19 protein-coding genes and 1 riboswitch are annotated in these 24,741 nt (G+C 65.7%); of the genes, 11 read left to right on the forward strand and 8 right to left on the reverse strand.

Going from position 1 to position 24,741, the window contains the following annotated elements; translation table 11 throughout:
• Nucleotides 1-258 precede the first annotated feature (258 nt).
• Nucleotides 259-1,368, forward strand: a complete 1,110-nt coding sequence (locus ACXU4B_RS01215) for an OmpA family protein (RefSeq protein ID WP_131406984.1) — start codon at nt 259-261, stop codon at nt 1,366-1,368.
• A 114-nt stretch (nt 1,369-1,482) separates the two neighbouring features.
• On the forward strand, nt 1,483-2,241 hold the full coding sequence (locus ACXU4B_RS01220) for a pseudouridine synthase (protein WP_131406986.1): 759 nt from the start codon (nt 1,483-1,485) through the stop codon (nt 2,239-2,241).
• Between the two features lie 107 nt (nt 2,242-2,348).
• Here the strand turns inward: ACXU4B_RS01220 and kbl are convergent, their stop codons facing one another.
• The 3 genes from kbl to tdh all read right to left on the reverse strand — a co-directional run bounded on the left by kbl (nt 2,349) and on the right by tdh (nt 8,932).
• Nucleotides 2,349-3,542, reverse strand: coding sequence for a glycine C-acetyltransferase (gene kbl / locus ACXU4B_RS01225; protein WP_131406988.1), 1,194 nt, complete (start codon nt 3,540-3,542; stop codon nt 2,349-2,351).
• A 480-nt stretch (nt 3,543-4,022) separates the two neighbouring features.
• Entirely contained in the window at nt 4,023-7,703 is a 3,681-nt protein-coding gene (locus ACXU4B_RS01230; RefSeq protein WP_240733980.1) for a DUF748 domain-containing protein, read from the reverse strand.
• A gap of 194 nt (nt 7,704-7,897) precedes the next feature.
• Complete coding sequence (gene tdh, locus ACXU4B_RS01235; RefSeq protein WP_205746491.1) at nt 7,898-8,932, reverse strand: L-threonine 3-dehydrogenase; 1,035 nt, start codon at nt 8,930-8,932, stop codon at nt 7,898-7,900.
• 269 nt (nt 8,933-9,201) lie between these two features.
• Here tdh and ACXU4B_RS01240 point away from each other — a divergent pair, with 269 nt between their 5' ends.
• The 8 genes from ACXU4B_RS01240 to ACXU4B_RS01275 all read left to right on the forward strand — a co-directional run bounded on the left by ACXU4B_RS01240 (nt 9,202) and on the right by ACXU4B_RS01275 (nt 16,890).
• Nucleotides 9,202-9,957, forward strand: coding sequence for a carbonic anhydrase family protein (locus tag ACXU4B_RS01240; RefSeq protein ID WP_131406992.1), 756 nt, complete (start codon nt 9,202-9,204; stop codon nt 9,955-9,957).
• Between the two features lie 91 nt (nt 9,958-10,048).
• Nucleotides 10,049-11,017, forward strand: coding sequence for a tRNA (adenosine(37)-N6)-dimethylallyltransferase MiaA (gene miaA / locus ACXU4B_RS01245; protein WP_131406994.1), 969 nt, complete (start codon nt 10,049-10,051; stop codon nt 11,015-11,017).
• Nucleotides 11,018-11,156: 139 nt separating this feature from the next.
• A complete protein-coding gene (gene hfq, locus ACXU4B_RS01250; protein WP_131406996.1) occupies nt 11,157-11,432 on the forward strand; it encodes an RNA chaperone Hfq in 276 nt (91 codons plus the stop codon).
• Between the two features lie 170 nt (nt 11,433-11,602).
• Nucleotides 11,603-12,904: a ribosome rescue GTPase HflX gene (gene hflX, locus ACXU4B_RS01255; RefSeq protein ID WP_131406998.1), complete on the forward strand. Its 1,302-nt coding sequence runs from the start codon at nt 11,603-11,605 to the stop codon at nt 12,902-12,904.
• Between the two features lie 220 nt (nt 12,905-13,124).
• Entirely contained in the window at nt 13,125-14,276 is a 1,152-nt protein-coding gene (hflK, locus tag ACXU4B_RS01260; RefSeq protein WP_131407000.1) for an FtsH protease activity modulator HflK, read from the forward strand.
• A complete protein-coding gene (hflC, locus tag ACXU4B_RS01265) occupies nt 14,273-15,142 on the forward strand; it encodes a protease modulator HflC (RefSeq protein WP_131407002.1) in 870 nt (289 codons plus the stop codon). The genes hflK and hflC overlap by 4 nt, the downstream gene beginning before the upstream one ends.
• A gap of 13 nt (nt 15,143-15,155) precedes the next feature.
• The gene (locus ACXU4B_RS01270) at nt 15,156-15,341 is read left to right on the forward strand and encodes a DUF2065 domain-containing protein (protein ID WP_131407004.1); all 186 of its coding nucleotides are present in this window, start codon (nt 15,156-15,158) and stop codon (nt 15,339-15,341) included.
• A 256-nt stretch (nt 15,342-15,597) separates the two neighbouring features.
• Nucleotides 15,598-16,890 carry an adenylosuccinate synthase gene (locus ACXU4B_RS01275; protein WP_131407006.1) on the forward strand — a complete coding sequence of 431 codons (1,293 nt, stop codon included), beginning with the start codon at nt 15,598-15,600 and terminating at the stop codon, nt 16,888-16,890.
• 118 nt (nt 16,891-17,008) lie between these two features.
• On the opposite strand, the gene ACXU4B_RS01280 is transcribed toward ACXU4B_RS01275, so the two are convergent.
• Both ACXU4B_RS01280 and gcvP read right to left on the reverse strand, forming a co-directional pair.
• The gene (locus tag ACXU4B_RS01280) at nt 17,009-18,334 is read right to left on the reverse strand and encodes a carbohydrate-binding protein (protein ID WP_131407008.1); all 1,326 of its coding nucleotides are present in this window, start codon (nt 18,332-18,334) and stop codon (nt 17,009-17,011) included.
• A gap of 504 nt (nt 18,335-18,838) precedes the next feature.
• Nucleotides 18,839-21,730 (reverse strand): aminomethyl-transferring glycine dehydrogenase, encoded by a 2,892-nt coding sequence (gene gcvP, locus ACXU4B_RS01285; protein WP_131407010.1) that lies wholly within the window; start codon nt 21,728-21,730, stop codon nt 18,839-18,841.
• Nucleotides 21,731-21,783: 53 nt separating this feature from the next.
• Nucleotides 21,784-21,877: riboswitch (glycine riboswitch) on the reverse strand.
• Between the two features lie 203 nt (nt 21,878-22,080).
• On the opposite strand from gcvP, the gene ACXU4B_RS01290 reads away from it, so the two are divergent.
• Nucleotides 22,081-22,518, forward strand: coding sequence for a VOC family protein (locus ACXU4B_RS01290; protein ID WP_131407012.1), 438 nt, complete (start codon nt 22,081-22,083; stop codon nt 22,516-22,518).
• A 14-nt stretch (nt 22,519-22,532) separates the two neighbouring features.
• Here the strand turns inward: ACXU4B_RS01290 and ACXU4B_RS01295 are convergent, their stop codons facing one another.
• The 3 genes from ACXU4B_RS01295 to ACXU4B_RS01305 all read right to left on the reverse strand — a co-directional run bounded on the left by ACXU4B_RS01295 (nt 22,533) and on the right by ACXU4B_RS01305 (nt 24,739).
• Nucleotides 22,533-23,360 (reverse strand): hypothetical protein, encoded by an 828-nt coding sequence (locus tag ACXU4B_RS01295; RefSeq protein ID WP_131407014.1) that lies wholly within the window; start codon nt 23,358-23,360, stop codon nt 22,533-22,535.
• 201 nt (nt 23,361-23,561) lie between these two features.
• Nucleotides 23,562-24,161 carry a NapC/NirT family cytochrome c gene (locus ACXU4B_RS01300; RefSeq protein WP_131407016.1) on the reverse strand — a complete coding sequence of 200 codons (600 nt, stop codon included), beginning with the start codon at nt 24,159-24,161 and terminating at the stop codon, nt 23,562-23,564.
• 2 nt (nt 24,162-24,163) lie between these two features.
• Nucleotides 24,164-24,739 carry a nitrate reductase cytochrome c-type subunit gene (locus tag ACXU4B_RS01305; RefSeq protein ID WP_131407018.1) on the reverse strand — a complete coding sequence of 192 codons (576 nt, stop codon included), beginning with the start codon at nt 24,737-24,739 and terminating at the stop codon, nt 24,164-24,166.
• Nucleotides 24,740-24,741: the final 2 nt, after the last annotated feature.

The raw sequence follows: 24,741 nt of genomic DNA on the forward strand, positions 1-24,741 counted from the left end.
TGTCGCAGCAACTTTGTGCGCATTGCATGCAATCCATGCTTGCCTGAACCACAGCTCACCAACGCCGTCTCGTTATGCGTGCGATGAAGTTAACGGTTTTGCTACACTCCGCCGCGCTTGCAGTCTTGTGAAACTTTTTGATCGGGACGCAAGGCAAAGGGACGGCACAAGTCCCTGGCTGTTGAAGTCAGCTTTGACGCGCGCTGTCCGTCTGGGGTGGGAACGGACGCGAATACCAATAAAACAAGGAGACACCTGATGAATCGTAAGGGCTTGTACTTCCTGATTGCCCTGGCCCTGGGCGGCGTAGGTGCCGTTCACGCGCAAGACAACACTGCCGGTGCGACGACCACGCCGAGCTACGATGGCCGCTGGTACGTTGCCCCGACGGTGGGTGGTTACTACAACGACACCGATCGCAATACCAATAGCCGCCAGTTCTACTATGGCCTCGGCGTTGGTCGCTTCATTGCTCCCAACACGTCGATCGACCTGTTCATCGATCGCACCAAGCGCGACACCGACAGCTCGGTGGGCGGCGGTCGTTGGGCCAACAACAATTACGGCGTGGCCGCTCGCTTCTACTACGGCGACTGGAACGCATGGCGTCCGTACGCCCTCGTCGGCGTGATGGGCAGCTACCACCAGAGCGCGGCCGACCACGGCTGGTCGCCGGCGGCTGAGCTGGGCGCGGGCGTGTCCAAGACGATTACCGCCAGCACCGACTTCCGCGTCGAAGCGGGTTACCGCTACGACTGGGACGACAAGACCCAGCCGGAAAAGAACGGTTACGGCGACTGGTTCCTCGGCCTGAGCATCGTGTCGCGCTTCGGTGAGCCGGCGGCTGCCCCGGTCGCTGCTGCACCGGCCCCGGTTGCCCCGGACTGCTCCAAGCTCGACAGCGACGGCGACGGCGTCAACGATTGCGACGACAAGTGCCCGAACACCCCGGCTGGCACCATCGTCGGTCCGGACGGCTGCCCGCAGAAGGTCGTGATCGACCTGCGTGGCGTGAACTTCAAGTTCGATCGCCCGAAGAAGGGCGAGACGGACATCAAGAAGGCGCTGGCTGAGCCGTCTGCCGACTCGATCGCCGTCCTGGACCAGGCCGTCGACACCCTGCAGCGCTACCCGGAAGTCAAGGTCAACGTTGCCGGCTTCACCGACTCGGTGGGTAAGGACGCGTACAACCAGGATCTGTCGCAGCGTCGCGCCAAGATCGTGTTCGATTACCTGACCGCTCACGGCATCGCCGCCAGCCGTCTGGAAGGACCGATCGGCCACGGCAAGGACAATCCGATTGGCAGCAATGACACGGATGCTGGCCGCGCCCAGAACCGTCGTACGGAGTTGCAGGTCAAGCAGTAATCGACCTGTCCGGCAGTACCGAAAAGCCCGGCTCCGGCCGGGCTTTTCTTTTGGCGCAACCTGCGGCTGATCGCCTACCATGGCGCTGACCACGATCCCAACGTTTGGCCTTTCATGCGTCCTGACCGACCCAGCCGTCCCGTACGCACTGCCGCCGAGCCGCGTCATGGACTGGCGCGCGTGCTCAGCAAGCTTGGCGTGTGTTCGCGCAGCCAGGCCGAGAAAGCGGTGCGCGAGGGCAGGGTGACGGTCGATGGCAGGGTTGTGCTCGATCCCGAGCGCCCGGCCGATGCGCAACGCCAGCGCATCACCCTCGACGGCGAGCCGGTGGCGGCCAGCAAGCGCATCTACGTCGCGCTCAACAAGCCGCGTGGCATCGTGGTGAGCGCAGCGGACGAGCGCGGTCGCGACACCGTCTACGACCTGCTCAAGAGCGCGGGCTTGCCATGGCTGGGGCCGGTGGGGCGTCTGGACAAGGCGAGCGAGGGCTTGCTGCTGTTGAGCAATGACAGCGTGTGGGCCGCGGGACTCACCGAGCCGAAGCATCATGTCGACAAGACGTATCACGTGCAGGTCGACAGCCTTCCCGATCAGGCCTTGCTCGATGCGCTGGTCGAAGGCGTGACGGAGCAGGGCGAACGCCTTGCCGCGCGACGCGCCGTCTTGTTGCGCCAGGGCGAAAAGAACGCCTGGCTGGAAATCGTGCTCGACGAGGGGCGCAACCGGCATATCCGCCGTTTGCTGGCGGCCCACGATGTTTCGGTGTTGCGGTTGATTCGAGTGGCGATCGGGTCACTGGTGCTTGGCGAATTGGCCAAGGGGCAGTGGCGGCACCTCAGCGAGGCTGAGGTGCGGGCGCTGGGCCAGTCCTAGTCATCTCAGGCAAGCTTTCAGGTGCCCGGCATTTTTCGGGTCCACTCAATGGAAGACGCGCTGCGCCCGAACGAAGAGGGCTTGGTGCCCTCTTCGGTGGTGGGGACTCAGATCACGCCCAGCTTCTTGCCCACCTTGGTGAATGCGGCAATCGCCTGGTCCAGTTGTTCGCGCGTGTGCGCCGCACTCATCTGCGTGCGGATGCGCGCCTGGCCTTGCGGCACGACCGGATAGAAGAAGCCGGTGACGTAGATGCCATCTTCCAGCAGCTCGGTCGCCATCGCCTGCGCCTTCTTGGCGTCGTAGATCATCACCGGGACGATCGGATGCACGCCCGGCTTGATGTCGAAGCCTGCCTTGGTCATCTGTTCGCGGAAGTAGGCCGTGTTGGCCTTCACCTGTTCGCGCAGGTCGCCGGCCGAGGACAGCATGTCGAACACCTTGATGCCCGCGGCGACGACATGGGGCGGCAGCGAATTGGAGAACAGATACGGACGCGAGCGCTGGCGCAGCATCTCGATCACTTCGCGCGGGCCGGTGGTGAAGCCGCCCAGGGCGCCACCGAGCGCCTTGCCCAGGGTGCCGGTGATGATGTCGATCTTGTCGAGTACGCCCTTGACCTCGGCCGAGCCGCGGCCGGTGTCGCCGAGGAAGCCGGTGCAATGGCATTCGTCGATATGCACGAGGGCGTTGTACTTCTCGGCCAGCGCGGTGATCTCATCCAGCGGTGCAATGAATCCGTCCATCGAGAACGCGCCGTCGGTGGTGATCAGCTTGGTACGCGCACCGGCGGCGTCCGCGGCCTGCAGCTGCTTCTCCAGGTCCGCCATGTCGCAGTTGCCGTAGCGGAAGCGCTTGGCCTTGCACAGGCGAATGCCGTCGATGATCGAGGCGTGGTTGAGCGCGTCGGAGATGATCGCGTCCTCCTCGCCGAGCAGCGGCTCGAACAGGCCGCCGTTGGCATCGAAGCAGGCGGCGTAGAGGATGGTGTCCTCGGTGCCGAAGAACCCGGCGATCTTCTTCTCCAGCTGCTTGTGCAGGTCCTGGGTGCCGCAGATGAAGCGCACCGAGGCCATGCCGAAGCCGTGGGTATCGAGCGCGTCCTTGGCGGCCTGGATCACGTCGGGATGATCGGCCAGGCCAAGGTAGTTGTTGGCGCAGAAATTGAGCACTTCCTTGCCGCTGTCGAGGCGGATCTTCGCGGACTGCGGCGAGGTGATGATGCGCTCGGCCTTGAACAGGCCCTGCTCGCGGATCGATTCGAGTTCGCTGGCAAAGCGAGACTGGCCGGGGTAGCTCATGGGGGGTATTCCAGCTGGGTCAAAAGGCTATTTTGAGCCTTTGGGGCTGGTGTGGGAAGGCGAGCTTTTAGTCCCTCTCCCCTCCGGGGAGGGGGAGCCAAGGCGCGCAGCGCTCGGCTTTAAGCCCTCGACGCCCAGGCGCGTTGCAGTGAAGCGGCTACGCAGAGGCGGAGGTGTCCCGCATCGGGACCCCAAGACCGCTCCGGTCTGTATCCAGCCCTTTGCCGCGAGCTCTTGAGGCCATTCTCTTTGGGTTACTTTTCTCTTGGGCCAGCAAGAGAAAAGTGACTCGGCCTCCGGCAGGAGGTCGAAACGCCCGCTGCGTAAGCGGCAAGCTGGCGAAATCGCTCGGGAACGAAGAAAGAAAGGCCACACGATCAGGCCCGATCCACGCCACCGCGAGCTCTCGCCCTTTACCCCCTTTGGGGGCTCACTCCAATCCTCTCCCCGGCGGGGCGAGGGGGCAAAAGGCCGAATGCTTCACCCCTGATGCAAGCCGAATTCCACCCGCGTGGTCTTGCCCTTGTCGTCGATGTCCTTGGTGTCGAGCTTGGGATCCTTGAGCGAGACCCGCTTGTCGTCCAGTTTGCCCTTCAGCCACGCCTGCACCGCGGTGGCGCGGCGTTGCGCGAGGTCGCGCATGGCGGCGTCGTCGACGGCCACGTTGGTCTCCATCAGGCTGCGCATCTCGTCCGGTTCCAGCGATTTCTTCAGGCCGATGATGTTCTTGGGCTTGCCCTGGAAATCGGCGTCCTTGTACGCGCGCCTGAGATACTTCTCGTATTCGTCCGGAGTCACGTCGACCGATGCCAGCGCGGCGTCCGACGTATCGACGTTCTTGCCACCCTGGTCGAGCGCCTTGGCGCGACGGACCTGGTTGTCCACCGTCACCTTGCGCAGGCCATCCTGGTCCTTCGACGGATCGATGCGGCCGATGATGTCGAGGTTCAGGGCGCTCTTCTGGTTGAGCATGGCCACGATCTTGCCGAGTCGATCCTGCGCCTCCTGGTCGAGGACGGCGGAGCCCGGGTCGAACTCGACGTAGCCGAGGTCCTCGTGCTCGCCGCCGGCGAACGCTGCGCCGAGCAGGCGGAAGGGCGCGGTGACCGCCTTGGCGATCAGGTTGCCGATGGCGCGCCAGATCAATCCGCCCATGCTGAACTGCGGATCGTCCAGCGAGCCGGACACCGGCACGTTCACGTCGATATTGCCTTGCATGTCCTTGAGCAGGGCCACGGCCAGCTTCACCGGCAGGTGGCTGACGCCCGGACTCTCGTTGCGATCGCCGAAGGTCAGCTGGGTGATGAAGATGTGGTTGTCGGCATTGAGCTTGCGCTGGTCCAGCGTGTAGTGGACGTCCATCGTCAGCTTGCCTGCCGTGATGGGATAGCCCGTGTATTTGGTGGAATACGCGCTCAGGCCGGTGAGTTCCACTTCGTTGGCCTTGCCCTTGATGTCGAGAAAGGCTACCGGCTGCAATGGATTGACGGTGCCGTCGATGTCGACCGGCGAGTCGTCGTTGAGCGCCGCCTGCACGGACAGCAAGGCGGGCGGATCGCCCGGCGTGGTGGCGAAGGCGCCGATCTTGCCGGTCAACTTGGTGAGGTTGGCCGTGTAGTTGGGCTTGATGAAGTTGTCGGTGTAGTTGAGCTGGCCATTGAGCAGCGTGATGCCGCCGATGCGGATGTCCGCCGCGGGCGTCGCGGCGCCGGCCGGAACCGTGGCGGTGGTGGTCGTGCCCTTGGTGGTCTTGGACGGCGCGGCGGCCGTGGCCGGTGCAGCCGTGGCGGCCGGCGCAGGCGCCTTCGGCGGGACCGCCGCGCCACCCGGCTGCTCATTCGCCGCGCGTGTCACCGACACCGGCGCGGCTTCGGGGTTGGCCACGACCTCCGACAGGTTCAGCGTGCCGTTGGGGTTGACGATCACGCGCGCATAGAACGAGCTGAGCACCAGGCCGCCCACGTGCATGCGCGGCGTTCCCTGGCTATAGGCCACGTCGAGGTTGCTGCCGCTCAGCGTGCGCCAGCGCAGGAAGTCGTCGCCGGTGAGCTTGTCCTGGATGCGGACCTGTTCCAGCGCCGCATTGCCTTTGTAGGTGAACTTCGGCTCCGCGCTGCGCCCGTCGTAGTGCACCTTGCCGCTGCTGGTGATGCGTGCGCTGGAGACGACCACGTTCAGCGGTACGCTGATGTAAGGCTGGAAGTCCGCGATATCCAGCCGCTTCGTCTCCAGCTGGATATCGGCCAGCGTCGGCATGGGCTGCACCTTGCCGTTCGCCACGAAGTTGCCCTTGCCGATCGTGCCCGACAGCTTCATGTCGCGCGGCTCGTTGAGCCTGTCGCTCAGGTTGTCCATGCCGCCGGTGACCGCATCGACCTTGATCGTCACCGGCTTGTCGCCGGCCGCCATGTCCGTAAAGGCGATCGCCGCGTTGTCGACGTTCAGATGCGCAATGCTCCAGTGCCACGGCGGCCCGCTGGCCGCGGGCTTCTTCGCGGAGGCGTTCTTGGCGGCGAACAGATCCACCAGGCTGATGTACTTCTTGTTGTCGCGCTGCACATCGAGGCTCAGGCCGGCTGCCTTGACCGTGCCCAGCTGCGCCTGCTGCGTCGCCAGGTCGACCTGCGTGATCTCGGCTTCCATGGTGGTCCACGCCACCGGCGGGCCGTGACCCTTGAATTGCGGTTCCATCGCAAAGTCGGTCACGGTGGCATGGGCATCGGCCAGGTGCACGTTGAACGGCGTGCCCCAGTCCACCTGCAGCTGGCCGGTGGCATCGAGCTTGCCCTTGGTCACGCGCGCGGCCAGGCCCTGGTAGGTGGCGGCCTGCAGTGGCGCCATCTCGACCTGCTTGAGGTTCAGCGTGGCGACGAGCTTGTCCTTGGCCAGGTCCACCGTGCCCTTCATGGCCAGTTCGCCGCCGGAGAGCTGCGCCGTCATGTCGAGCCTTGCCACGGGCGCTGCCAGCATGCTCAGGCCCTGCATGCCGCCGTGCAGGTTGCCCAGGTCGATCTTGCCGCCGGCGGCATCGGTGTAGTGGATGGTGCTGCCGGTGAGCGTCATCGAGGCAATGCGCAGGTCGGTCGGCTCGACCTTCTTGCCGGCTTCCGCTTTCGCCGGCGGCGCCAGCAACGTGTCGAAGTTGCTGTGGCCTTCGGGGCCCGCCGTGTAGTAGAGCTGCGCACGGTCGAGCGCGAGCGAGCCCAGCACATAGCGCGACTGCAGCGGTTGCACGTCGGTCACGTCGGCCGTGCCCCGGCCGAGGTTGAGGATGGCCTGGCCGTTGCTGCTGTCGAGGACGAAGTCATCCGCTTGCAGCTTGCCGGTGAGTTGCAGTTGCGGCGTGGGCTTGGTCTGCACGAAATGCAGCACCAGGTCGCCGCTGAGCAGGCCCTTGGGAATCTTCACCGGCAGCGGCGTCGGCACATAGCCCATGTAGCGCGCCAGATCGAGGCGTTCCAGCCGGAAATTGACGGTCGATTCGCGGTTGTCGGCAAACGGCTTGGCATGGCCTTCGACATGCACGGGACTGCCATCCACGCTCATCGACAGCAAGGGTTGCACGAACACGTCGGTATCGCTGGGCAGGTTGGCGATGAACGGAATGCCAAGCTCCAGCTTCTCGACATGGTGGCTGGCCTTCATGGCCTGGTCGTCGAACTGGATGTCGCCGGCATGCACGCTGATGTTGGACAGCGCAAAGCGTGTCGGCGGCGCGTTCGGGTCGGACGGCTTGGCGGTGAAGCGCTCGACGATGTCGCTGAAGTTGAACTGCTGGTCGGCCGTGCGCACGATGCGGATGCGCGGGTGCTGCAGGGCCAGTTCGTCCAGCACCGGGGCCATGCGGAACACGGACGACCACGACGTGTTGATCACCGCCTGGTCGATGTCGACGAAGGCCGACTTGCCATCGCGATCGGCGATATGCAGCTGGTCGAGTTCCAGTCGCAAGGTATAGGGGTTGAGGTGCACGGCGCCCAGCGTCACCGGACGCTGCAGGGCATCACTGGCACGCTTTTCGATCTGGCTGCGGATGATCGAAGGCGCAGCCAGGAAGCCAAGCAGGCCGAAGATCACCAGCACGATGGCCAGGATCACCAGCGCCTTGCGGACGCGGCGTGATCGGTAGACGGCGAGGGCGCGGTCGCGTCCTGCGGCCATGCGGGGGCTGCTGAAAAGATCGACCATCCGACGATGCTCCCATGACATCGCGTGCCGACCGTGTGAAGCCCGGGGGGCATCACACCTTCACAATCCCGGCGATTCTGTCGGCCGCACGCGCAAGAGTTTACCCGTGCGGCCGAGGCTTCAGCATCGTTTTCCCGGCGGGAAAGCGAAGCTGTGACAGGATTCGCTCAGCTCCAGGAGCAGACCACCTTGCCGCACGTACCGGCGTCCATCAGGTCGAAGCCCTTCTGGAAGTCGTCGATGTGGATCTGGTGGGTCAGCACTTTCTGCAGCGGGAATCCGGTGAGCACCATCTGGGTCATCTTGTACCAGGTCTCGTACATGCGGCGGCCGTAGATGCCCTGCAGGGTGAGGCCCTTGAAGATCACGCGATCCCAGTCGATGCCGGCGCCCTTGGGCAGGATGCCGAGCAGGGCGATCTTGCCGCCGTGGTACATGCAGTCGAGCATGTCGTTGAAGGCGCGCGGATTGCCGCTCATTTCCAGGCCCACGTCGAAGCCTTCCATGTGCAGGTCCTTCATCACGTCCTTCAGCGACTGGTTGGCCACGTTCACCACGCGGGTGGCGCCCATGTCAGCCGCCAGCTTCAGGCGGTAGTCGTTGATGTCGGTGACCACCACGTTGCGGGCGCCCACGTGCTTGGCGATGCCGGCGGCGATGATGCCGATCGGGCCGGCGCCGGTGATCAGCACGTCCTCGCCGATCAGGTCGAACTCCAGCGCGCAGTGCGCGGCGTTGCCGTAGGGATCGAAGAAGGCGGCCAGCTCGGACGGGATCTGGTCCGGGATCGGCCACAGGTTCGAGGCCGGCATGGTCATGTACTCGGCGAACGCGCCATTGCGGTTCACTCCGATGCCGATGGTGTTCGGGCACAGGTGCTGGCGGCCGGCGCGGCAGTTGCGGCAGTGGCCGCACACGATGTGGCCTTCGGCCGAGACGCGGTCGCCGATCTTGTAGCCGGTGACGCCGGGGCCGATCTCGACGATGCGGCCGACGAACTCATGGCCGATGGTCAGGCCCGGCTTGATGGTGCGCTGCGACCACTCGTCCCACTTGTAGATGTGCAGGTCGGTGCCGCAGATAGCGGTCTTCTCCATCTTGATCAGCACCTCGTTGGGGCCGACCTCGGGAACGGGCACTTCTTCCATCCAGATGCCCTGTTCGGGGTTGCGCTTGACCAGGGCTTTCATCATCTGAGGCATGGTATTTCCGTGGGGGGGATGACAGGAAAACGTCGATTATAGAAGCTGGGCGGGGCGACGACCTCCTGCACTGCAGCGTTGCCCCTGGCAGCGCCGGGATCCGGGGTCGCAAGTTTGTACGACCGCCTGCGGGAAGTGTGACCGGGCGCACCGAAGAACAAGCTGGCGCCCGCCGCCGTCCGGCGGGGCGAGCCTGGCGCTTCACGCCGGTTTCATGGCCTGCCGCGTGCAGTACACGTCTTCCTTTGGTGGCACACCCCGGAGGCGTTATGAATCAGCACGAGCACGGCTGTGGTGGCGCGGCGCCGGATGCGGAGCGACGCACTCTGTTGAAATCGGCGCTGGGTCTGGCGGCCCTGGGCCTGGCTGGCGGTGCCTCTTGGCTGCTGCCGGGACTGGCCCAGGCGGCGGCCCTGACCAAGGAGCAGCGTGACGCGATGACGCCCGACCAGGTCATCGCCATGTTCAAGGAGGGCAATGAGCGCTTTCGCACCGGCAAGATGCAGGAGCACGACTATCTGGCGCAGAAACGCAGCAGTGCCGGTGGCCAGTATCCTGCCGCGGTGATCCTCAGCTGCATCGACTCGCGCGCTCCGGCCGAGATCATCCTCGACGCCGGTATCGGCGATACCTTCAATGCGCGCGTGGCCGGCAATATTGCCAACGACGACCTGCTGGGCAGCATGGAATTTGCGTGTGCGGTGGCTGGCGCGAAGCTGGTGCTGGTGATGGGCCACAGCGCCTGTGGCGCGATCAAGGGCGCCATCGACAGCGCCAAACTCGGCAACCTCACCGGCCTGCTCGACAAGATCAAGCCGGCGGTCGAGGCCACGCAGTTCAGCGGTGCACGCACCAGCAAGAACGACGCCTTCGTCGATGCCGTGGCCGTCACCAACGTACGCCACACCATGGAAGCCATCCGCAAGGGCAGCGCGGTGCTGGCCGGACTGGAGAAGGACGACAAGATCAAGATTGTCGGTTCGATGTACCACCTGGTCGGCGGCAAGGTGGAGTTCCTCGACTGACGGCGGGCGGACCTGGCCTGCATGCGCGGATCAGGGCAGGTGGGTGGTGGCGACGGAGGCGGGAGGCAGCCTTCGCCACTAGAATCCGCGGATGCCGATCGACCAGCGCCCGCTCGCAGTCTTCCTGATGGGCCCGACCGCGTCGGGCAAGACGGCGCTCGCCTGCACGCTGAGCGAGCATTTTCCGGTCGAGCTGATCAGCGTCGATTCGGCCCTGGTCTACCGCGGCATGGATATAGGCACGGCCAAGCCCGATGCGGCGACGCTCGCACGCTACCCGCACCGGTTGATCGACATACGTGACCCTGCCGAGCCGTATTCGGCGGCGGACTTCCGCAGTGATGCCATCGCGGCGATGCAGCCGATCACCGCGCGGGGCAGGGTTCCACTGCTGGTTGGCGGCACGGGCTTGTACTTCCGCGCGCTGCAACAGGGCCTGTCGCAGCTGCCGGAGGCCAGTGCGGCCATTCGCGAAGGCCTCGGCGCCGAGGCCGCGACGCTTGGCTGGCCGGCGATGCATGAGCGCCTCGGGCGACTCGATCCGGCGGCGGCCCGTCGCATCGGTCCCAACGATGCGCAGCGCATCCAGCGCGCGCTGGAAGTCATCGAGCTGACCGGCCGGCCCCTGTCCGAGCAACAGCGCGGCGGCAGCGGCGAGCGTTTTCCGTGGCGCGTGCTCAAGCTGGCCTTGTTGCCGGCGGACCGCGTGCCCCTGCATGCGCGCATCGCGCAACGCTTCGATGCCATGCTGCAGGCGGGCTTCCTCGATGAAGTGCGCACGTTGCGCGCACGCGGCGACCTGCACCCGGATCTGCCGGCCATGCGCGCGGTGGGTTATCGCCAGGCCTGGGAGCATCTGGATGGCCAGACCGATGCGGCCGAGTTTCGTGATCGCGGCATCTTTGCGACCCGGCAGCTGGCCAAGCGCCAGATCACCTGGCTGCGCAGCGAACTCGACGCACGCGTGCTCGATCCGGATCGGCCCGGTCTGGCCGGGCATGCCTCGCGGGCCCTGCAGCTGTTTCTCGACGGCACCGGCCCATCTGGAGCGGCTTTGTGAACGTCTTGTTCACACCCGCGCAAAGCGTGCATTTTCTCTTTCATCAACGATTTAAAAGTGGTTAATATTCCTTTGCCTTGGGTCGGGGCGCCTCGTGCGTCTTTTATCCGACCCGTCCGTTGCGAGGGGAGAACAAGAAATGTCCAAAGGGCAATCGTTGCAAGATCCGTTTTTGAATGCACTGCGTCGGGAGCGCGTCCCGGTCGCCATCTACCTGGTCAACGGCATCAAGCTGCAGGGCACGATCGAGTCGTTCGACCAGTTCGTGGTGCTGCTGCGCAACCAGGTCAGCCAGATGGTCTACAAGCACGCCATCTCGACCGTGGTGCCCAGCCGCAACGTACGCATGGGCAATGGCCACGACGGTCATGAGGGTCACGAGGCCTCGATCGGGGCTCCCGAAACCGAAGGTTGATTCACGGGGCCAGACCACCCATGTGAGTGGGAGGCGCCAGGTTTCCATCGGCCTGGCCCGCCGCGGCGTGATCGCCCGGCGGTGTATCGACATACACTTTCCCATTCCAGCCTTGCGCCGCGGGCAGCCTGCTCGCGGCGCGGCGTTTCCACAAAGGTCATGCTGCCCTCGTGTTTGATCGTCAAAAGAAAGGCGACCGCGCCATCCTCGTCCTGCCGCATTCGCGCGGCGAAGGCGATGCGGAGCGACGCGCCGAAGAGTTCGCCGAGCTGGTGAAATCGGCCGGCGCCGAGATCCTGGGCAGCATCCCGGCCCGCGTCGACGTACCCAATCCCCGCTATTACATCGGCACCGGCAAGGCCGACGAGGTCGGCGAAGCCGCGCGTGCGCTCGAGGCGGACGTGGTGCTGATCGATCACATCCTGTCGCCGGTGCAGGAGCGCAACCTCGAGAAGCTGCTCAATATCCGCGTGGTGGACCGGGCCGGCCTGATCCTGGACATCTTTGCCCAGCGCGCGCGCTCGCACGAGGGCAAGCTCGAAGTGGAGCTGGCCCAGCTCAAGCATCTCGCCACCCGGCTGGTGCGCGGCTGGACCCACCTGGACACCCAGCGCGGCGGCGCCATCGGCAACCGCGGCCCGGGTGAAACCCAGCTGGAAACCGACCGCCGCCTGCTCGCCGAACGCGTGAAGATGCTGACCAAGCGGCTGGAGAAAGTGCAGACCCAGCGCGGCCAGCAACGCCGGGCGCGACTGCGCAACACGGTGCCCCGCGTCGCCCTGGTGGGTTACACCAACGCCGGCAAGTCCACCCTTTTCAACGCCTTGACCGAGGGCGACGTGTTCGCCGCGAACCTGCTGTTCGCCACCCTGGATCCGACCGTGCGCAAGCTCGATGGCCTGTCCTGCGGCCCGGCCGTATTGGCCGACACGGTGGGGTTCATCCGCGAATTGCCGCATGACCTGGTCGCCGCCTTCCGCGGCACCCTGGCCGAGGCGCGCGACGCCGACCTGCTGCTCCACGTCAGCGATGCCGCCGACGAGGAGCGCGAGCGCCTGGCGCGGGTGGTCGACACCGTGCTGGAGGAAATCGATGCCGGTGAGCTGCCGCAGCTGCGGGTCTTCAACAAGATCGACCTGGCCGGCAGCGAGCCGCGCATCGACCGCGATGCCGACGGGCGCCCGCAGGCGGTGTGGCTGTCCGCCGCCACCGGCGCGGGCCTGGAGCTGCTGCAGCAGGCGTTGGGCGAACTGCTGGGCGGCGAGCGCGTGCAGTCCGAATTGCGCCTGCCGTTGTCCGCCGGGCGCCTGCATGCCCGCCTCAAGGCAGCCGGGGCGATTGCCGGGGAAGCTGTCGACGAACAGGGCTGGCGCCTGAGCATCGATGCGCCACGCAGCGTCATCGCGCCCCTGAGCGGCGGCAGCGCGGCCGAGGCGGCCCTGCTGCGGGACCTGCTCGGCACGGTCGAATAGGCCGCCACGCGGCGCGTGCCATCCCGTTGGCACGACGGAACCACGCGCCGGCTCGAATCCCCATCCGGCTCTGGTAGAATGCCCGGTGTTTGTGCGGCCATCCGTGCCCGGGCGGTACACTTGCCACGACAAGCACCCGACACCATGTCCAAACCCGTTCAACGTGTTGTTTTCCGGCCAATGTTGCCGGCCTCCCAGCGGCCTCAAGGAGACTGACCCAATGGCTTGGAACGAACCCGGTAACGGGCAGCGCGATCCGTGGGGCAAGAACCGCCAGTCCGGCAGCAAGCCGGGCCTGGAGGACATGCTCAAGCAGTTCCGCAACCGCCTGGGCAAGCTTGGCGGCGGCGCGGGCGGCATCTTCACCATCCTGCTGGCCCTGGTGCTGGCCTGGTTGCTGCTCAGCAGCTACACCATCGTCGACACCCGCCAGGCTGGCGTGGTGCTTCGCTTCGGCCAGTACTCGCGCACCCTGCAGCCGGGCTTCCACCTGAAGTTCCCGCGTCCCATCGAGACGGTCACCAAGGTCGGGACCACGGAGATCCGCTCCGTGTCCGACAAGGTGCGCATGCTGACCAGTGACGAGAACATCATCTCGGTCGATTTCAACGTGCAATACCAGGTCTCGGACGCCCGCAAGTACCTGTTCTCGGTGAGTGGCCAGCCTGAGGACACCTTGCGCCAGGCGGCCGAGGCGGCCGTGCGCACGGTGGTGGGCGCCAATGTGATGGACAACATCCTCACCAGCCCGGGCGCCGAGCCGGTGGCCGCGCCGGCCAGCGCCGGCACCGCGACGGCCCCGGCGACGGCCGCCACGCCTGCCGCCATCGCGCAGACGCGCGACACACTGCAGCAACAGACGCGCGAAATCCTGCAGGACACGCTGGATATCTACGACGCCGGCCTGATCGTGACGGACGTGAGCTTCCAGAACGTCGCCCCGCCGCAGGAAGTGAAGGACGCCTTCGACGACGTCAATGCCGCGCGCGAAGACAAGCAGGGCACCGAGAACAACGCACGTGCCTACGCCAGCCAGGTGGTGCCGGTCGCCCGCGGCGAAGCCGCGCGCATCGCGGCGCAGGCCCAGGGCTATGCCGCCGAGCGCGTGGCCCGCGCCACCGGCGACGCGTCGCGCTTCAACCTGATCCTGAAGGAATACAAGGCCGCGCCGGACGTGACCCGTCGCCGCCTGTGGCTGGAGACGGTCGAGGACGTGATGTCCAACAACCCCAAGGTGCTTGATGGTTCCGGTGGCCGCAACATGATCTACCTGCCGCTGGATCGCGCCACCGGCAAGGACGTACCGGGCGTGGGCGCGGTGATGCAGTCCGCGGGCAACGACGCGATGACCGGCAAGGAGAAGCAGCCATGAAGTATGTATCCGGCATCATTGTCGTGCTGCTCGTGCTGATCGGCTTCAACAGCATGTTCGTCGTGCACGAGGGGCAGACCGCGCTGGTGCTGCAGTTTGGCCGCATCGTGCGCACCGGGGACAAGCCCGGCCTGCATTTCAAACTGCCTTTCATCCAGCAGAACATTGCGTTCGACAACCGCATCCTGACCCTGGAAGCGCAGCCCGAGCGTTATTTCACGTCCGAAAAGAAGAGCGTCAACGTCGATTTCTACGTGAAGTGGCGCATTGCCGACAACGCCGCGTATTACCGAGCCACCGCAGGCGACGAGTTGCAGGCCGCCAATCGCCTGACGCCCATCGTCAAGGACGCGCTGCGCTTCGAATTCAATGCGCGCACCCTGCAGGAACTGATCGCCGGCGGCCGCAAGGACATCACCGAGCGCGTGCGCAAGCAGACGGATATCGCCGCGCGCAAGAACCTGGGCATCGACGTGGTCGATGTGCGCATCAAGCGCATCGACCTGCCGGACGAAGTGAGCGAATCGGTCTACAAGCGCATGCGCGCGGAGCGCAAGCAGCTGGCCAACGAACTGCGCTCCACCGGCCAGCAGGCGGCCGAGACGATCCAGGCCGATGCCGATCGCCAGAGCCAGATCCTCAAGGCCGAGGCCGAGCGTGACGCGGCCAAGGTGCGCGGCGAGGGCGACGCGCAGGCGGCGGCGATCTATGCGCAGGCCTATGGCCAGGATCCGGAGTTCTTCGCGTTTTATCGAAGCCTGAGCGCGTACCGTACGTCGTTCCATGACGGCAAGGGCGTGCTGGTGCTCAAGCCGGACTCGGAGTTCCTGAAGTATTTCAATGACGGCGCGTCGTCCAGGCGCTGAGTGGTGAGGGGCGATGTCGCGTGAACTGGTGGCAGCGTTGTGCCTGATGCTGGTGATCGAGGGCCTGGTGCTGTTTGCCGCGCCCCGTGGCTGGCAGGCGACCATGCGAGAGGCGGTGAAACTGAAGCCGCGCACGCTGCGGCTGTTTGGCGCCGCCGCGATCGGGATCGGGCTGGTAACGCTGCAGTTGATGCATTGAATTGATGCGGCGGATGGGCCGCTTGAAGCCATCGGGATTTTCCATGGAGCCTCGGCGTCGTCCCTGCACCGGCAGGACACGCGCGACGCACGCAGAACGCCCGCAAGGGCGGCCCCGGGCAGGGGCGGGTGCTAGCGAGTGACCCAGTGACCTGAACGGCGCTGGATTCCCGCCCTCGCGGGAATGACGGATGGAGGCTTCGGTCTGTTTGCTGCCCTTCGGGGCATCCGATTTTCAAATTAGCGAGAGCAAGATCATGGGCAAGTCAGTAGTCATCCTAGGTGCCCAGTGGGGCGACGAAGGCAAGGGCAAGATCGTCGACCTTCTGACCGAGCGGGTCCAGGCCGTGGCGCGTTTCCAGGGCGGCCACAACGCCGGCCACACGTTGGTGATCAAGGGCAAGAAGACCGTGCTGCACCTGATCCCCTCGGGCATCCTGCGCGATGATGCGCTGTGCCTGATCGGCAATGGCGTGGTGCTGTCGCCGCAGGCGCTCAAGCAGGAAATCGAAGAGCTGGAGGCGCAGGGCGTGGAAGTGCGCTCGCGCCTGAAGATCAGCCCGGCCACGCCGCTGATCATGCCGTACCACATCGCCGTCGATAAGGCGCGCGAGATCGCCGCAGGCAAGTCGGCCATCGGCACCACCGGCCGCGGCATCGGCCCGGCGTATGAGGACAAGGTGGCCCGCCGCAGCGTGCGCGTGGCCGACCTGATGTATCCGCACGAGCTGCCGGAGAAGGTCAAGGCGGCGGTGGAGTACCACAACTTCATCCTCACCCAGTGGCTGAAGGCCGAGCCGGTCGACTTCCAGACGGTGCTGGACGACGCGCTGGCCTATGGCGAGTTCATCCGCCCGATGGTCGACGACGTCGCCACCATCCTGCACGACGTGCGCAAGGAAGGCGGACACATCCTGTACGAAGGCGCGCAGGGCGCGCTGCTCGACATCGACCACGGCACCTACCCGTACGTGACCTCGTCCAACACCACCGTGGGCGGCGCGCTCGCCGGCACCGGCGTGGGCGCGGGCGACATCGACTACGTGCTGGGCATCTGCAAGGCCTACGCCACGCGCGTCGGCGGCGGTCCGTTCCCGACCGAGCTCGAGGACGAGATGGGCGAGCGCCTGCGCAAGGTCGGCAACGAGTTCGGCGCCAGCACCGGCCGTCCGCGCCGCTGCGGCTGGATCGACCTGGTCGCGCTCAAGCGCGCCGTGCAGATCAACGGCATCAACGGCCTGGCCATCACCAAGCTCGACGTGCTCGACGGCCTGCCGACCATCAAGGTCTGCATCGCCTACGAATACCGCGGCAAGCGTCGTGAACTGGCCCCGCTCGATGCGGATGGCTGGGCCGAGTGCAAGCCGGTGTACCTGGAGTTCCCGGGCTGGGAGGAATCCACCGCCGGCATCCGCGAGTGGGACAAGCTCCCCGCCGCCGCCCGCGCCTACCTGCGCGCCGTGGAAGAACTGTCCGGCTGCAAGCTCTCGCTCGTCGCCACCGGCGCCGACCGCGATGACACCATCGTGCTGGACGATCCGTTCGCCTGATCGTTCGTGCAGACGTCGAGATGACAAAAGCCCCGCTTTCGAGCGGGGCTTTTGTTTTTCCGAGGGACGGAATGGAACACGCGAACCGGAGGCGTGATGCCGGTTCGCGCGCGGCCGTTCAGCGTCCCAGGTCGCTGAGGAAGCGTTTGGTGTACTGCAGCGGCGTGCTGGACGGCACCGAGTTGCAGGTCGGCGAGGCATAGCTCTGGTTGCACGGCGTGTCGCGGTCGAGCGACCAGAAGTGGATGCCGGCGAGGCCGTTGGCCACCGCGTAGGTCGTGATCGCGTCGGCATTGGCGATGGTGAAGTTCTCGCTCGATGCGTCGTTCATGCCGATCATCGGGGTGATCTCGATCTTGTTCGGCGAGATGCCATAGGTGTGCTCGAGGTTCTTCACCGCCTGGATGGCCGACTGGCCCATGTCGCAGCTGCTGCCCGATACCACGCACAAGTACGAGGTGGCCGACGAGCCGTAGTCCATGGTCATCAGGTTGATGGTGTAGTTGGTGAGCGACGAGGCCTTGATGGCCCGCACAACCATGTCGCCCAGGCTGTTCACGCCACCGTAGCTGCCGTCCGACGCCCCCAGCGTGGCGAGCGTGAAGGAGAAGCGCAGGTTGGGATACAGCGACTGGCCGTACACGGCGGCAGCCACCAGGTTGTTGATGGTCGCCTGCGACTGGCCGCCTTCGATGTCGAAGTCCACGCCCACCATCTGCGGCGACATGTAGCGCGACAGGAACGTGGCGAAGTTCGCCGTGCTGCCGCAGGTGAAGCTGCCCGCCTGGCCGCCGGTGGAGACCACGTAGGACACGCCCGCATTGGAGAGCGCAGAAACATTGGCGCTGGCGAAACTGGCACCCGGGACGCCACCCCAGTTCTCGCTGCCGCATTCGCCGGTGGCAAAGGCGAGGGTGATGGCACCGAGGTTGGTCACGTAGCTGGACTTGAGGCTGCCGCTGCCGACCACGGGAATCGACGAGCCCGTCGCCGCCGCGGTCTGCATGACGTTGGTGTTCCAGTTGAGGTTGATGGTCACGTCCTTGTAGGGACTGAACACCAGGTGCGCGCCGGTGCCAGGCGGATTCGTCGGGCCGCCACCGCCGCCGGTACCGCCGCCTCCGGTGCCGCCACCGCCGGACGTGCCGCCCGTGCAGGCGCCTTGCGACGTCCACGGCTGGCCCGAACCGGAGCCGCCGTTGTTGGTGGCCGGATCATTGCCCTGCGTCCACCAGTTGGCGACATAGTTGGTGCCGTTCTCGCTGGCGGTCATGCCGCCGGTATAGACGGCGGTGGCGCTCCACGCCGCCGCGCAGGTAGGGGTGGCGTGGACGGCCTGGACGGGGGCCAGCGTCATCAGGCTCATGGCCATGGCGCCACCCGCGGTGGTGCCGATCGCGTTGAGTGCCGTGCGTAACCAAACAACCGACTTCTTCACGTGCATGGAAGCGTCTCCTGGTTGTGTTGCATCACTGAGGCGGATTGGTTCCCTGGCGACTGGCCGATATCCGATCGGCAGCGGGCGTCCCCATGCATCCGTGCATGCGATGACTTGCCGGAGTCATTGCGAGGTCACTTCGTGTCCACTCCTGACAACGTTGTCCTCAAAGGACCGCGCAAACCGTGACCGCCGTTGTGAATTCGGAGCCCGAGTGTCGTCGATATGGACGGATGGCTATATGCCGCCATGCGGCGTGTTTTTCGTGCATTGCAGCGCGAACAAGCCTTCTTGCCCGGTGATTGCTGGTGGTTTGCCATGGTGCGCCGCGACTAGACCGATTCAGACGTCTGGACGTCTTCGCGTCATGAGCGAGCCTTGCATGACAACGTTGTCTTACCGCGAATGCAGGTGGATGGCGGGGCCAGGCCTGGCCATCCGGCTGCGCACGACGCCAGAAAAAAGGCCCCCTCGCGGGGGCCTTTCGACTATCGGGGCGAAGCGGGTGGGTTACGCCACGTTCGGCTCGCTGAACGCTTCGATCTCGCCCTTGAACGCTTCGACCGGCACGCAGCTGCAGAACACGTTCTTGTCGCCGTAGACGTTGTCCACGCGGGCCACCGGCGACCAGTACTTCTGGAACTTCAGGCTGGGCAGCGGGAACGCGGCCAGCTCACGCGTGTAGGCGTGGGTCCAGGTGGAAGCCGACACCATCACGGCGGTGTGCGGGGCGTGCTTGAGCGGGTTGTCCTCGCGGTCGAGCTTGCCTTCGTCGACGGCACGGATCTCGTCGCGGATCTGGATCATGGCGTCGATGAAGCGATCGAGCTCGTACTGCGATTCGCTTTCGGTCGGCTCCACCATCAGCGTGCCGGCCACCGGGAAGCTCAGCGTCGGCGCGTGGAAGCCGAAGTCGATCAGGCGTTTGGCCACGTCTTCGGCGCCGATGCCGGTGGCGTCCTTGAGCGGGCGCAGGTCGAGGATGCACTCATGCGCCACCAGGCCGTTGCGGCCGGTGTAGAGCGTCTCGTAGTGCGGTGCCAGGCGCCTGGCGATGTAGTTGGCGTTGAGCAGCGCCACCTGGGTGGCGCGGCGCAGGCCGCTGGCGCCCATCATGGTGATGTACATCCAGCTGATCGGCAGGATCGAGGCGGAGCCGAAGCTGGCGGCGCTGACCATGCCCACGTCGCCTTCACCGCCGAACGTGCGCGGGAGGAAGGGCGCCAAATGCGACTTCACTGCGCACGGACCCACGCCCGGGCCGCCGCCGCCGTGCGGAATGCAGAAGGTCTTGTGCAGGTTGAGGTGCGACACGTCCGAACCCCACTTGCCCGGCTTGGCCACGCCGACCAGCGCGTTCATGTTGGCGCCGTCGGTGTACACCTGGCCGCCGTGCTCGTGGACGATCTCGCAGATCCTGACGATGTCTTCCTCGAACACGCCGTGCGTGGACGGGTAGGTGATCATCAGCGCGGCAAGGCGGTCGCTGAACTTCTCGGCGGCGCGCTTGATGTCGGCGACGTCCACGTTGCCGTTGGCGTCGCACTTGGTCACCACCACCTGCATGCCGCACATCTGCGCGGAGGCCGGGTTGGTGCCGTGGGCCGATTCGGGGATCAGGCAGATGTCGCGATGGCCTTCGCCGCGCGAGCGGTGGTAGGCACGGATCGCCAGCAGGCCGGCGTATTCGCCCTGGGCGCCGGAGTTCGGCTGCAGGCTGACGGCGTCGTAGCCGGTGCACTCCACCAGCATCGCTTCCAGCTCGTCGATCAGCTGCTTGTAGCCGGTGGCCTGGTCGGCCGGAGCGAGCGGATGGATGTTGGCGAACTCCGGCCACGTCACCGGGATCATCTCGGCGGTGGCGTTGAGCTTCATGGTGCAACTGCCCAGCGGGATCATGGTGCGATCCATCGCCAGATCCTTGTCGGCCAGCGAACGCATGTAGCGCAGCAGTTCATGCTCGCTGTGGTGCGTGTTGAAGGCCGGATGGGTGAGGAAACGGCTCTTGCGCTGCAGGCCGGCGGGCAGGGCATCACCGGTCTTGGCGTCGAGCGCGTCGATGTCGCTGATCGTGGCGCCGAACACCGCGGCCAGCGCGATCACGTCGGCGCGCGTGGTGGTTTCATCCAGGCTGATGCCGACGCTGCCGGCGTCGATCTGGCGCAGGTTGATGCCGGCGGCGCGGGCCTTCGCATGAAGAGCGGCGGCGTCGACATTGACCACGTGCAGGGTGTCGAAGAAGTCCGGACCAACCGTGACGCCGGCGTCACGCAGCGCGCCGGCGAGGATCGCGGCGAGGCGATGCGTGCGACGGGCGATGCGTACCAGCCCTTCCGGACCGTGGTACACGGCGTACATGCTGGCCATCACCGCCAGCAGCACCTGCGCGGTACAGATGTTGGAAGTGGCCTTCTCGCGGCGGATGTGCTGCTCGCGCGTCTGCAGCGTGAGGCGGTAGGCCGGCTTGCCTTCGGCGTCGATCGACACGCCGATCAGGCGGCCCGGCATCGAGCGCTTGTAGCTGTCGCGACAGGCCATGAAGGCAGCGTGCGGGCCGCCGAATCCGAACGGCACGCCAAAGCGCTGGGTGTTGCCGACCACGATGTCGGCGCCCCATTCGCCCGGCGCGGCGATCAGGGTCAGCGCGAGCAGGTCGGTGGCCACGCAGACCACGCCGTGGCGCGCGTGCACGCCATCGGCCAGTGCCTTGTAGTCGTTGACCTGGCCGAAGGTATTCGGGTACTGCAGCAGCACGCCGTAGCTCTCGACGCTGCCGGCCTCGCTGTCGGCACCGATGTGCAGGTCGATGCCCATCGCTTCGGCGCGGGTCTTGATCACTTCCAGCGTCTGCGGATGCACGGCATTGGAGACGAAGAACGTATTGGACTTCGACTTGGCCGAGCGCTTGGCCAGCGTCATCGCCTCGGCCGCCGCGGTGCCTTCGTCCAGCAGGGAGGCGTTGGCGATCTCCATGCCGGTCAGGTCGGCGCACATGGTCTGGAAATTGATCAGCGCTTCCATGCGGCCCTGCGAGATCTCCGCCTGGTACGGCGTATAGGCCGTGTACCACGCCGGGTTCTCCAGGATGTTGCGCAGGATGACGTTGGGCGTGAGCGTGCCGTAGTAGCCCTGGCCAATGAAACTGCGGAATACCTGGTTCTTGTCGGCGATGGCGCGGATCTTGGCCAGCGCTTCCACTTCGGTGATCGGCGAGGGCAGGGCCAGCGGAGCCGGCGACTTGATCTTGCCCGGCACGATGGCATCGGTCATCGCTTCCAGCGAGTCATAGCCGACCACGCGCAGCATCTGCGCGATCTCGGCGTCGTTGGGGCCGATATGACGCTCGATGAAAGCGTCGTGGTGTTCGAGGTCACGCAGGGAAGGATTGGCGTTCTGACTCATGACAGGGGCGTCCGTAATTGGCCGACAACGGCCGGACGTGCAAGCCGCACGTGTAGCGCCCCTCTGTCCTTTTGCCTGAGAGTTTGGAAGCTCGCGCTTCGTGCCCCTTCGGCGCCGGATTGAACCGGTCTCTCCAGAGTGTTGGTGCGGGTGATGGTATGGGGCCTGAGCGATTACGGGCTTTTGCGCCTTCGGCAGCGGCTCGCGCCGCTTCTCCCACCACACGCTAAACAGCGATTATAAGGCCCCGGAGGCGGGTTTGGCTGCCCGTCGGGGTGGCCTGTTGGTGGTTGTGCCGGGCAAGTCTCAGCAGGCTTAAGATGTGAGGCCCCGCCTGGCGAGTACCCCCCATGAAGCCACCCCCGTTCCAGCTCGCCCAGATCGACCACGTTGTGCTGCGCGTGCTTGATATCGATGCCCTGCAGCGCTTCTATTGCGAGGTGCTGGGTTGCCGCGAGGAGCGGCGGCAGGACGAGATCGGCCTGGTGCAACTGCGCGCAGGGGATGCGCTGATCGACCTGGTGGCGCTGGACGGCAAGCTGGGCCGGCTCGGCGGGGCGGCGCCGGGCACCGAAGGGCACAACATGGATCACCTGTGCCTGCGGGTGGAAAACTACGACGAGGACGCCATCGTCGCCCACCTCAAGGCCCATGGTGTGCGCATGGGCGAGATCGGCTCGCGCTACGGGGCCAGGGGCGAGGGCCCGTCGATCTACCTTTACGACCCGCAGGGCAACATGATCGAACTGAAAGGGCCGCCGCGCGTCGAGCCCGCACCCGGCCGCTGAATCATGGCCGGCGATCAGAACTCGTAGTCGACGCCAAGCCCGCCACCATTGGTGCCCAGGCGGATCTGGTTGCCATCCTCGTGGCTGCGCTCGTCCTGGCCGAAGTAGCGATGGAAGGCGTAGCCCTCCAGCTTCCAGTGCGGTGAGAACGCGTACTCGAGGCCCAGCACGACCTCCCAGTTGGTCTGCGCCAGCCGCACTTCGCCGCCCTCGGTGCGGAAGCTGTTGACCCACGGCAGGCGGCCCCAGCTTCCATCGGCGGTGAGGCGGAGCTCGTCGGTCAGCGGGTAGCGCAAGTGCAGGCCCAGCACCGGTACCGGCAACTCCTGCACGTAGAAATCTTCCTTGAGTTCGTTGCCCACGCTGTCAGCGGCGATGGTGCCGCTGAGCTTGAAGTTGAGCATCACGTAGGTGGCCCCGGCGCTCCACCAGAGGCGGCCGCCCTGACCCAGATCCATCAGGCGATGCCAGTACGATGCATCGAACGCGATGAAGTCCTGGAAACGCGTGACGGTATCCAGTCGCCCGGGCGCGATGGTGGTGCCGTTGTAGTACACCGGCACCTCGGTGGTGGCGTTGCCGTCCAGCTGGCTGGTCGAAAAGCCGAAGTGCAACTCGCTCACGTCCGATAGCGGCTTCCACGCCAGCAGACGGATCGACTGCATGTGGTTGACGTTGAGGTCATGGTCGAAATGCAGCCGCGTGCCCTCGATGGCGTTCTCGCGTACTTGCACCCAACCGGTGGGGGAGCTGAGCTCGCCCTGGAGTTCCAGATGCCAGGCATGCTCGTCGGCCTGCACCGGGCCCGCGCACAGCGCGCCGGCCATCGCCAGCGAGGTCAACTTGCACCGGCCCCGTGGAACACACCGCGCTAGCAGTAAATCCGTACCGTTCATGGCCTGCGGCGCAGTGGCCCGCAGGGCGTCACCAGGCTGAGGATGACGCCGGCCATTGCGTCGCAAGCGGATACGCTACTCGCCTGCGGCAGCCCCGCAATGCACAGAATGTGAAGGGCCTGGCCGCACGCCGCCTTGCCTCGGGCCTCAACCCTGCGGAATCCCCGTCATGTCAGGCAGGTGATGGGCGATGCCCTTGTGGCAATCGATGCAGGTCTTTTCCCCGGAGCCCAGCCAGCGCTTGTGGATCTCGGCGGCCCGCGTCGATTGGCGCGTGAGATCCATCGAGGTGTAGTTGTGGCAATTGCGACATTCGAGGGAGTCGTTGGCCTTCAGTCGCGCCCACTCGTGCCCGGCCAGTTCAAGGCGATGGTCGAGGAACTTCTCGCGCGTATCCACGGTGCCGAAGATCTTGCCCCACACTTCCTCGGAGGCCTGCATCTTGCGTGCGATCTTGTCGGTCCAGTGGTGCGGCACGTGGCAGTCGGGGCAGGTGGCGCGCACACCCGAACGGCTGCTGTAGTGGATGGTCGTCTTCAGCTCCTGGAACACGTTGTCGCGCATCTCGTGGCAACCCGTGCAGAAGGCTTCCGTGTTGGTCGCTTCCAGGCCGGTATTGAACGCGCCCCAGAAAATGAGGCCGGCGATGAAACCGCCCAGGGAGAGGAAGCCGAGGCTGTAGTGGATGCTTGGCCGGCGCACCGTGTGCCAGAACGCCATGGCCCACTGCCTGATCCGTTGCCACATCGTCAGTGCTCCTTGGCTTCGGAGAGCACGGTGTCGACGTCCTTGAACGTGTTGGCCACCAGCGGTTTGGCGTCGGTCTGCACCACGTGGCACTGGTTGCAGAAGTAGCGGCGCGGGGAAATGGTGGCGAGAAACTGGTCGTCACGATCCATGTAATGGGTCACGCTGACCGGGGGCGCCTGGAACTTGTCGGCATTGGCGCGCGCATGGCAGAGCAGGCAGCGATTGGAGTTCTTGTCGATCTGGTAGTTGTCGATGCTGTGGGGAATGGTTGGCGGCTGCATCGGATAGGCGCGATTGCGCTTGATGTCGGCGTTCTCGACCCGCGCCAGCAGCGGCGGCGCGCCCTCCTTGTCCACCGGAACGCCGCGGCGGATGCCATCGATCTGGACGCCGGCGGGCGCTTCCTCGGCGGGTGCCGACCGGGCGCCTGGCGGCGGCGTACTCGTCGCGGCCGACGTCGCGACCGCGGCGTGCGGTGCCGGCGCGCGACCCATCTTTTCGCCCACGGCAAAAGCCACGATGGCGACGACCAGGACGACGATGCCGCCAAGGATGAGGAAAGGCTTGTCGCGCATAC

The organism is Dyella soli (assembly GCF_054482295.1).

Excerpts from the sequence above, each read along its gene's own strand:
- tdh (WP_205746491.1), bottom strand. The coding sequence starts at position 8,932 with ATGCCTCAGATGATGAAAGCCCTGGTCAAGCGCAACCCCGAACAGGGC.
- miaA (WP_131406994.1), top strand. The coding sequence starts at position 10,049 with ATGCCGATCGACCAGCGCCCGCTCGCAGTCTTCCTGATGGGCCCGACC.
- kbl (WP_131406988.1), bottom strand. The coding sequence starts at position 3,542 with ATGAGCTACCCCGGCCAGTCTCGCTTTGCCAGCGAACTCGAATCGATC.
- ACXU4B_RS01220 (WP_131406986.1), top strand. The coding sequence starts at position 1,483 with ATGCGTCCTGACCGACCCAGCCGTCCCGTACGCACTGCCGCCGAGCCG.
- ACXU4B_RS01230 (WP_240733980.1), bottom strand. The coding sequence starts at position 7,703 with ATGGCCGCAGGACGCGACCGCGCCCTCGCCGTCTACCGATCACGCCGC.
- ACXU4B_RS01215 (WP_131406984.1), top strand. The coding sequence starts at position 259 with ATGAATCGTAAGGGCTTGTACTTCCTGATTGCCCTGGCCCTGGGCGGC.
- ACXU4B_RS01290 (WP_131407012.1), top strand. The coding sequence starts at position 22,081 with ATGAAGCCACCCCCGTTCCAGCTCGCCCAGATCGACCACGTTGTGCTG.
- ACXU4B_RS01300 (WP_131407016.1), bottom strand. The coding sequence starts at position 24,161 with ATGTGGCAACGGATCAGGCAGTGGGCCATGGCGTTCTGGCACACGGTG.
- ACXU4B_RS01270 (WP_131407004.1), top strand. The coding sequence starts at position 15,156 with ATGTCGCGTGAACTGGTGGCAGCGTTGTGCCTGATGCTGGTGATCGAG.
- ACXU4B_RS01240 (WP_131406992.1), top strand. The coding sequence starts at position 9,202 with ATGAATCAGCACGAGCACGGCTGTGGTGGCGCGGCGCCGGATGCGGAG.
- ACXU4B_RS01275 (WP_131407006.1), top strand. The coding sequence starts at position 15,598 with ATGGGCAAGTCAGTAGTCATCCTAGGTGCCCAGTGGGGCGACGAAGGC.
- hflK (WP_131407000.1), top strand. The coding sequence starts at position 13,125 with ATGGCTTGGAACGAACCCGGTAACGGGCAGCGCGATCCGTGGGGCAAG.
- hflC (WP_131407002.1), top strand. The coding sequence starts at position 14,273 with ATGAAGTATGTATCCGGCATCATTGTCGTGCTGCTCGTGCTGATCGGC.
- ACXU4B_RS01280 (WP_131407008.1), bottom strand. The coding sequence starts at position 18,334 with ATGCACGTGAAGAAGTCGGTTGTTTGGTTACGCACGGCACTCAACGCG.
- ACXU4B_RS01305 (WP_131407018.1), bottom strand. The coding sequence starts at position 24,739 with ATGCGCGACAAGCCTTTCCTCATCCTTGGCGGCATCGTCGTCCTGGTC.
- gcvP (WP_131407010.1), bottom strand. The coding sequence starts at position 21,730 with ATGAGTCAGAACGCCAATCCTTCCCTGCGTGACCTCGAACACCACGAC.
- hfq (WP_131406996.1), top strand. The coding sequence starts at position 11,157 with ATGTCCAAAGGGCAATCGTTGCAAGATCCGTTTTTGAATGCACTGCGT.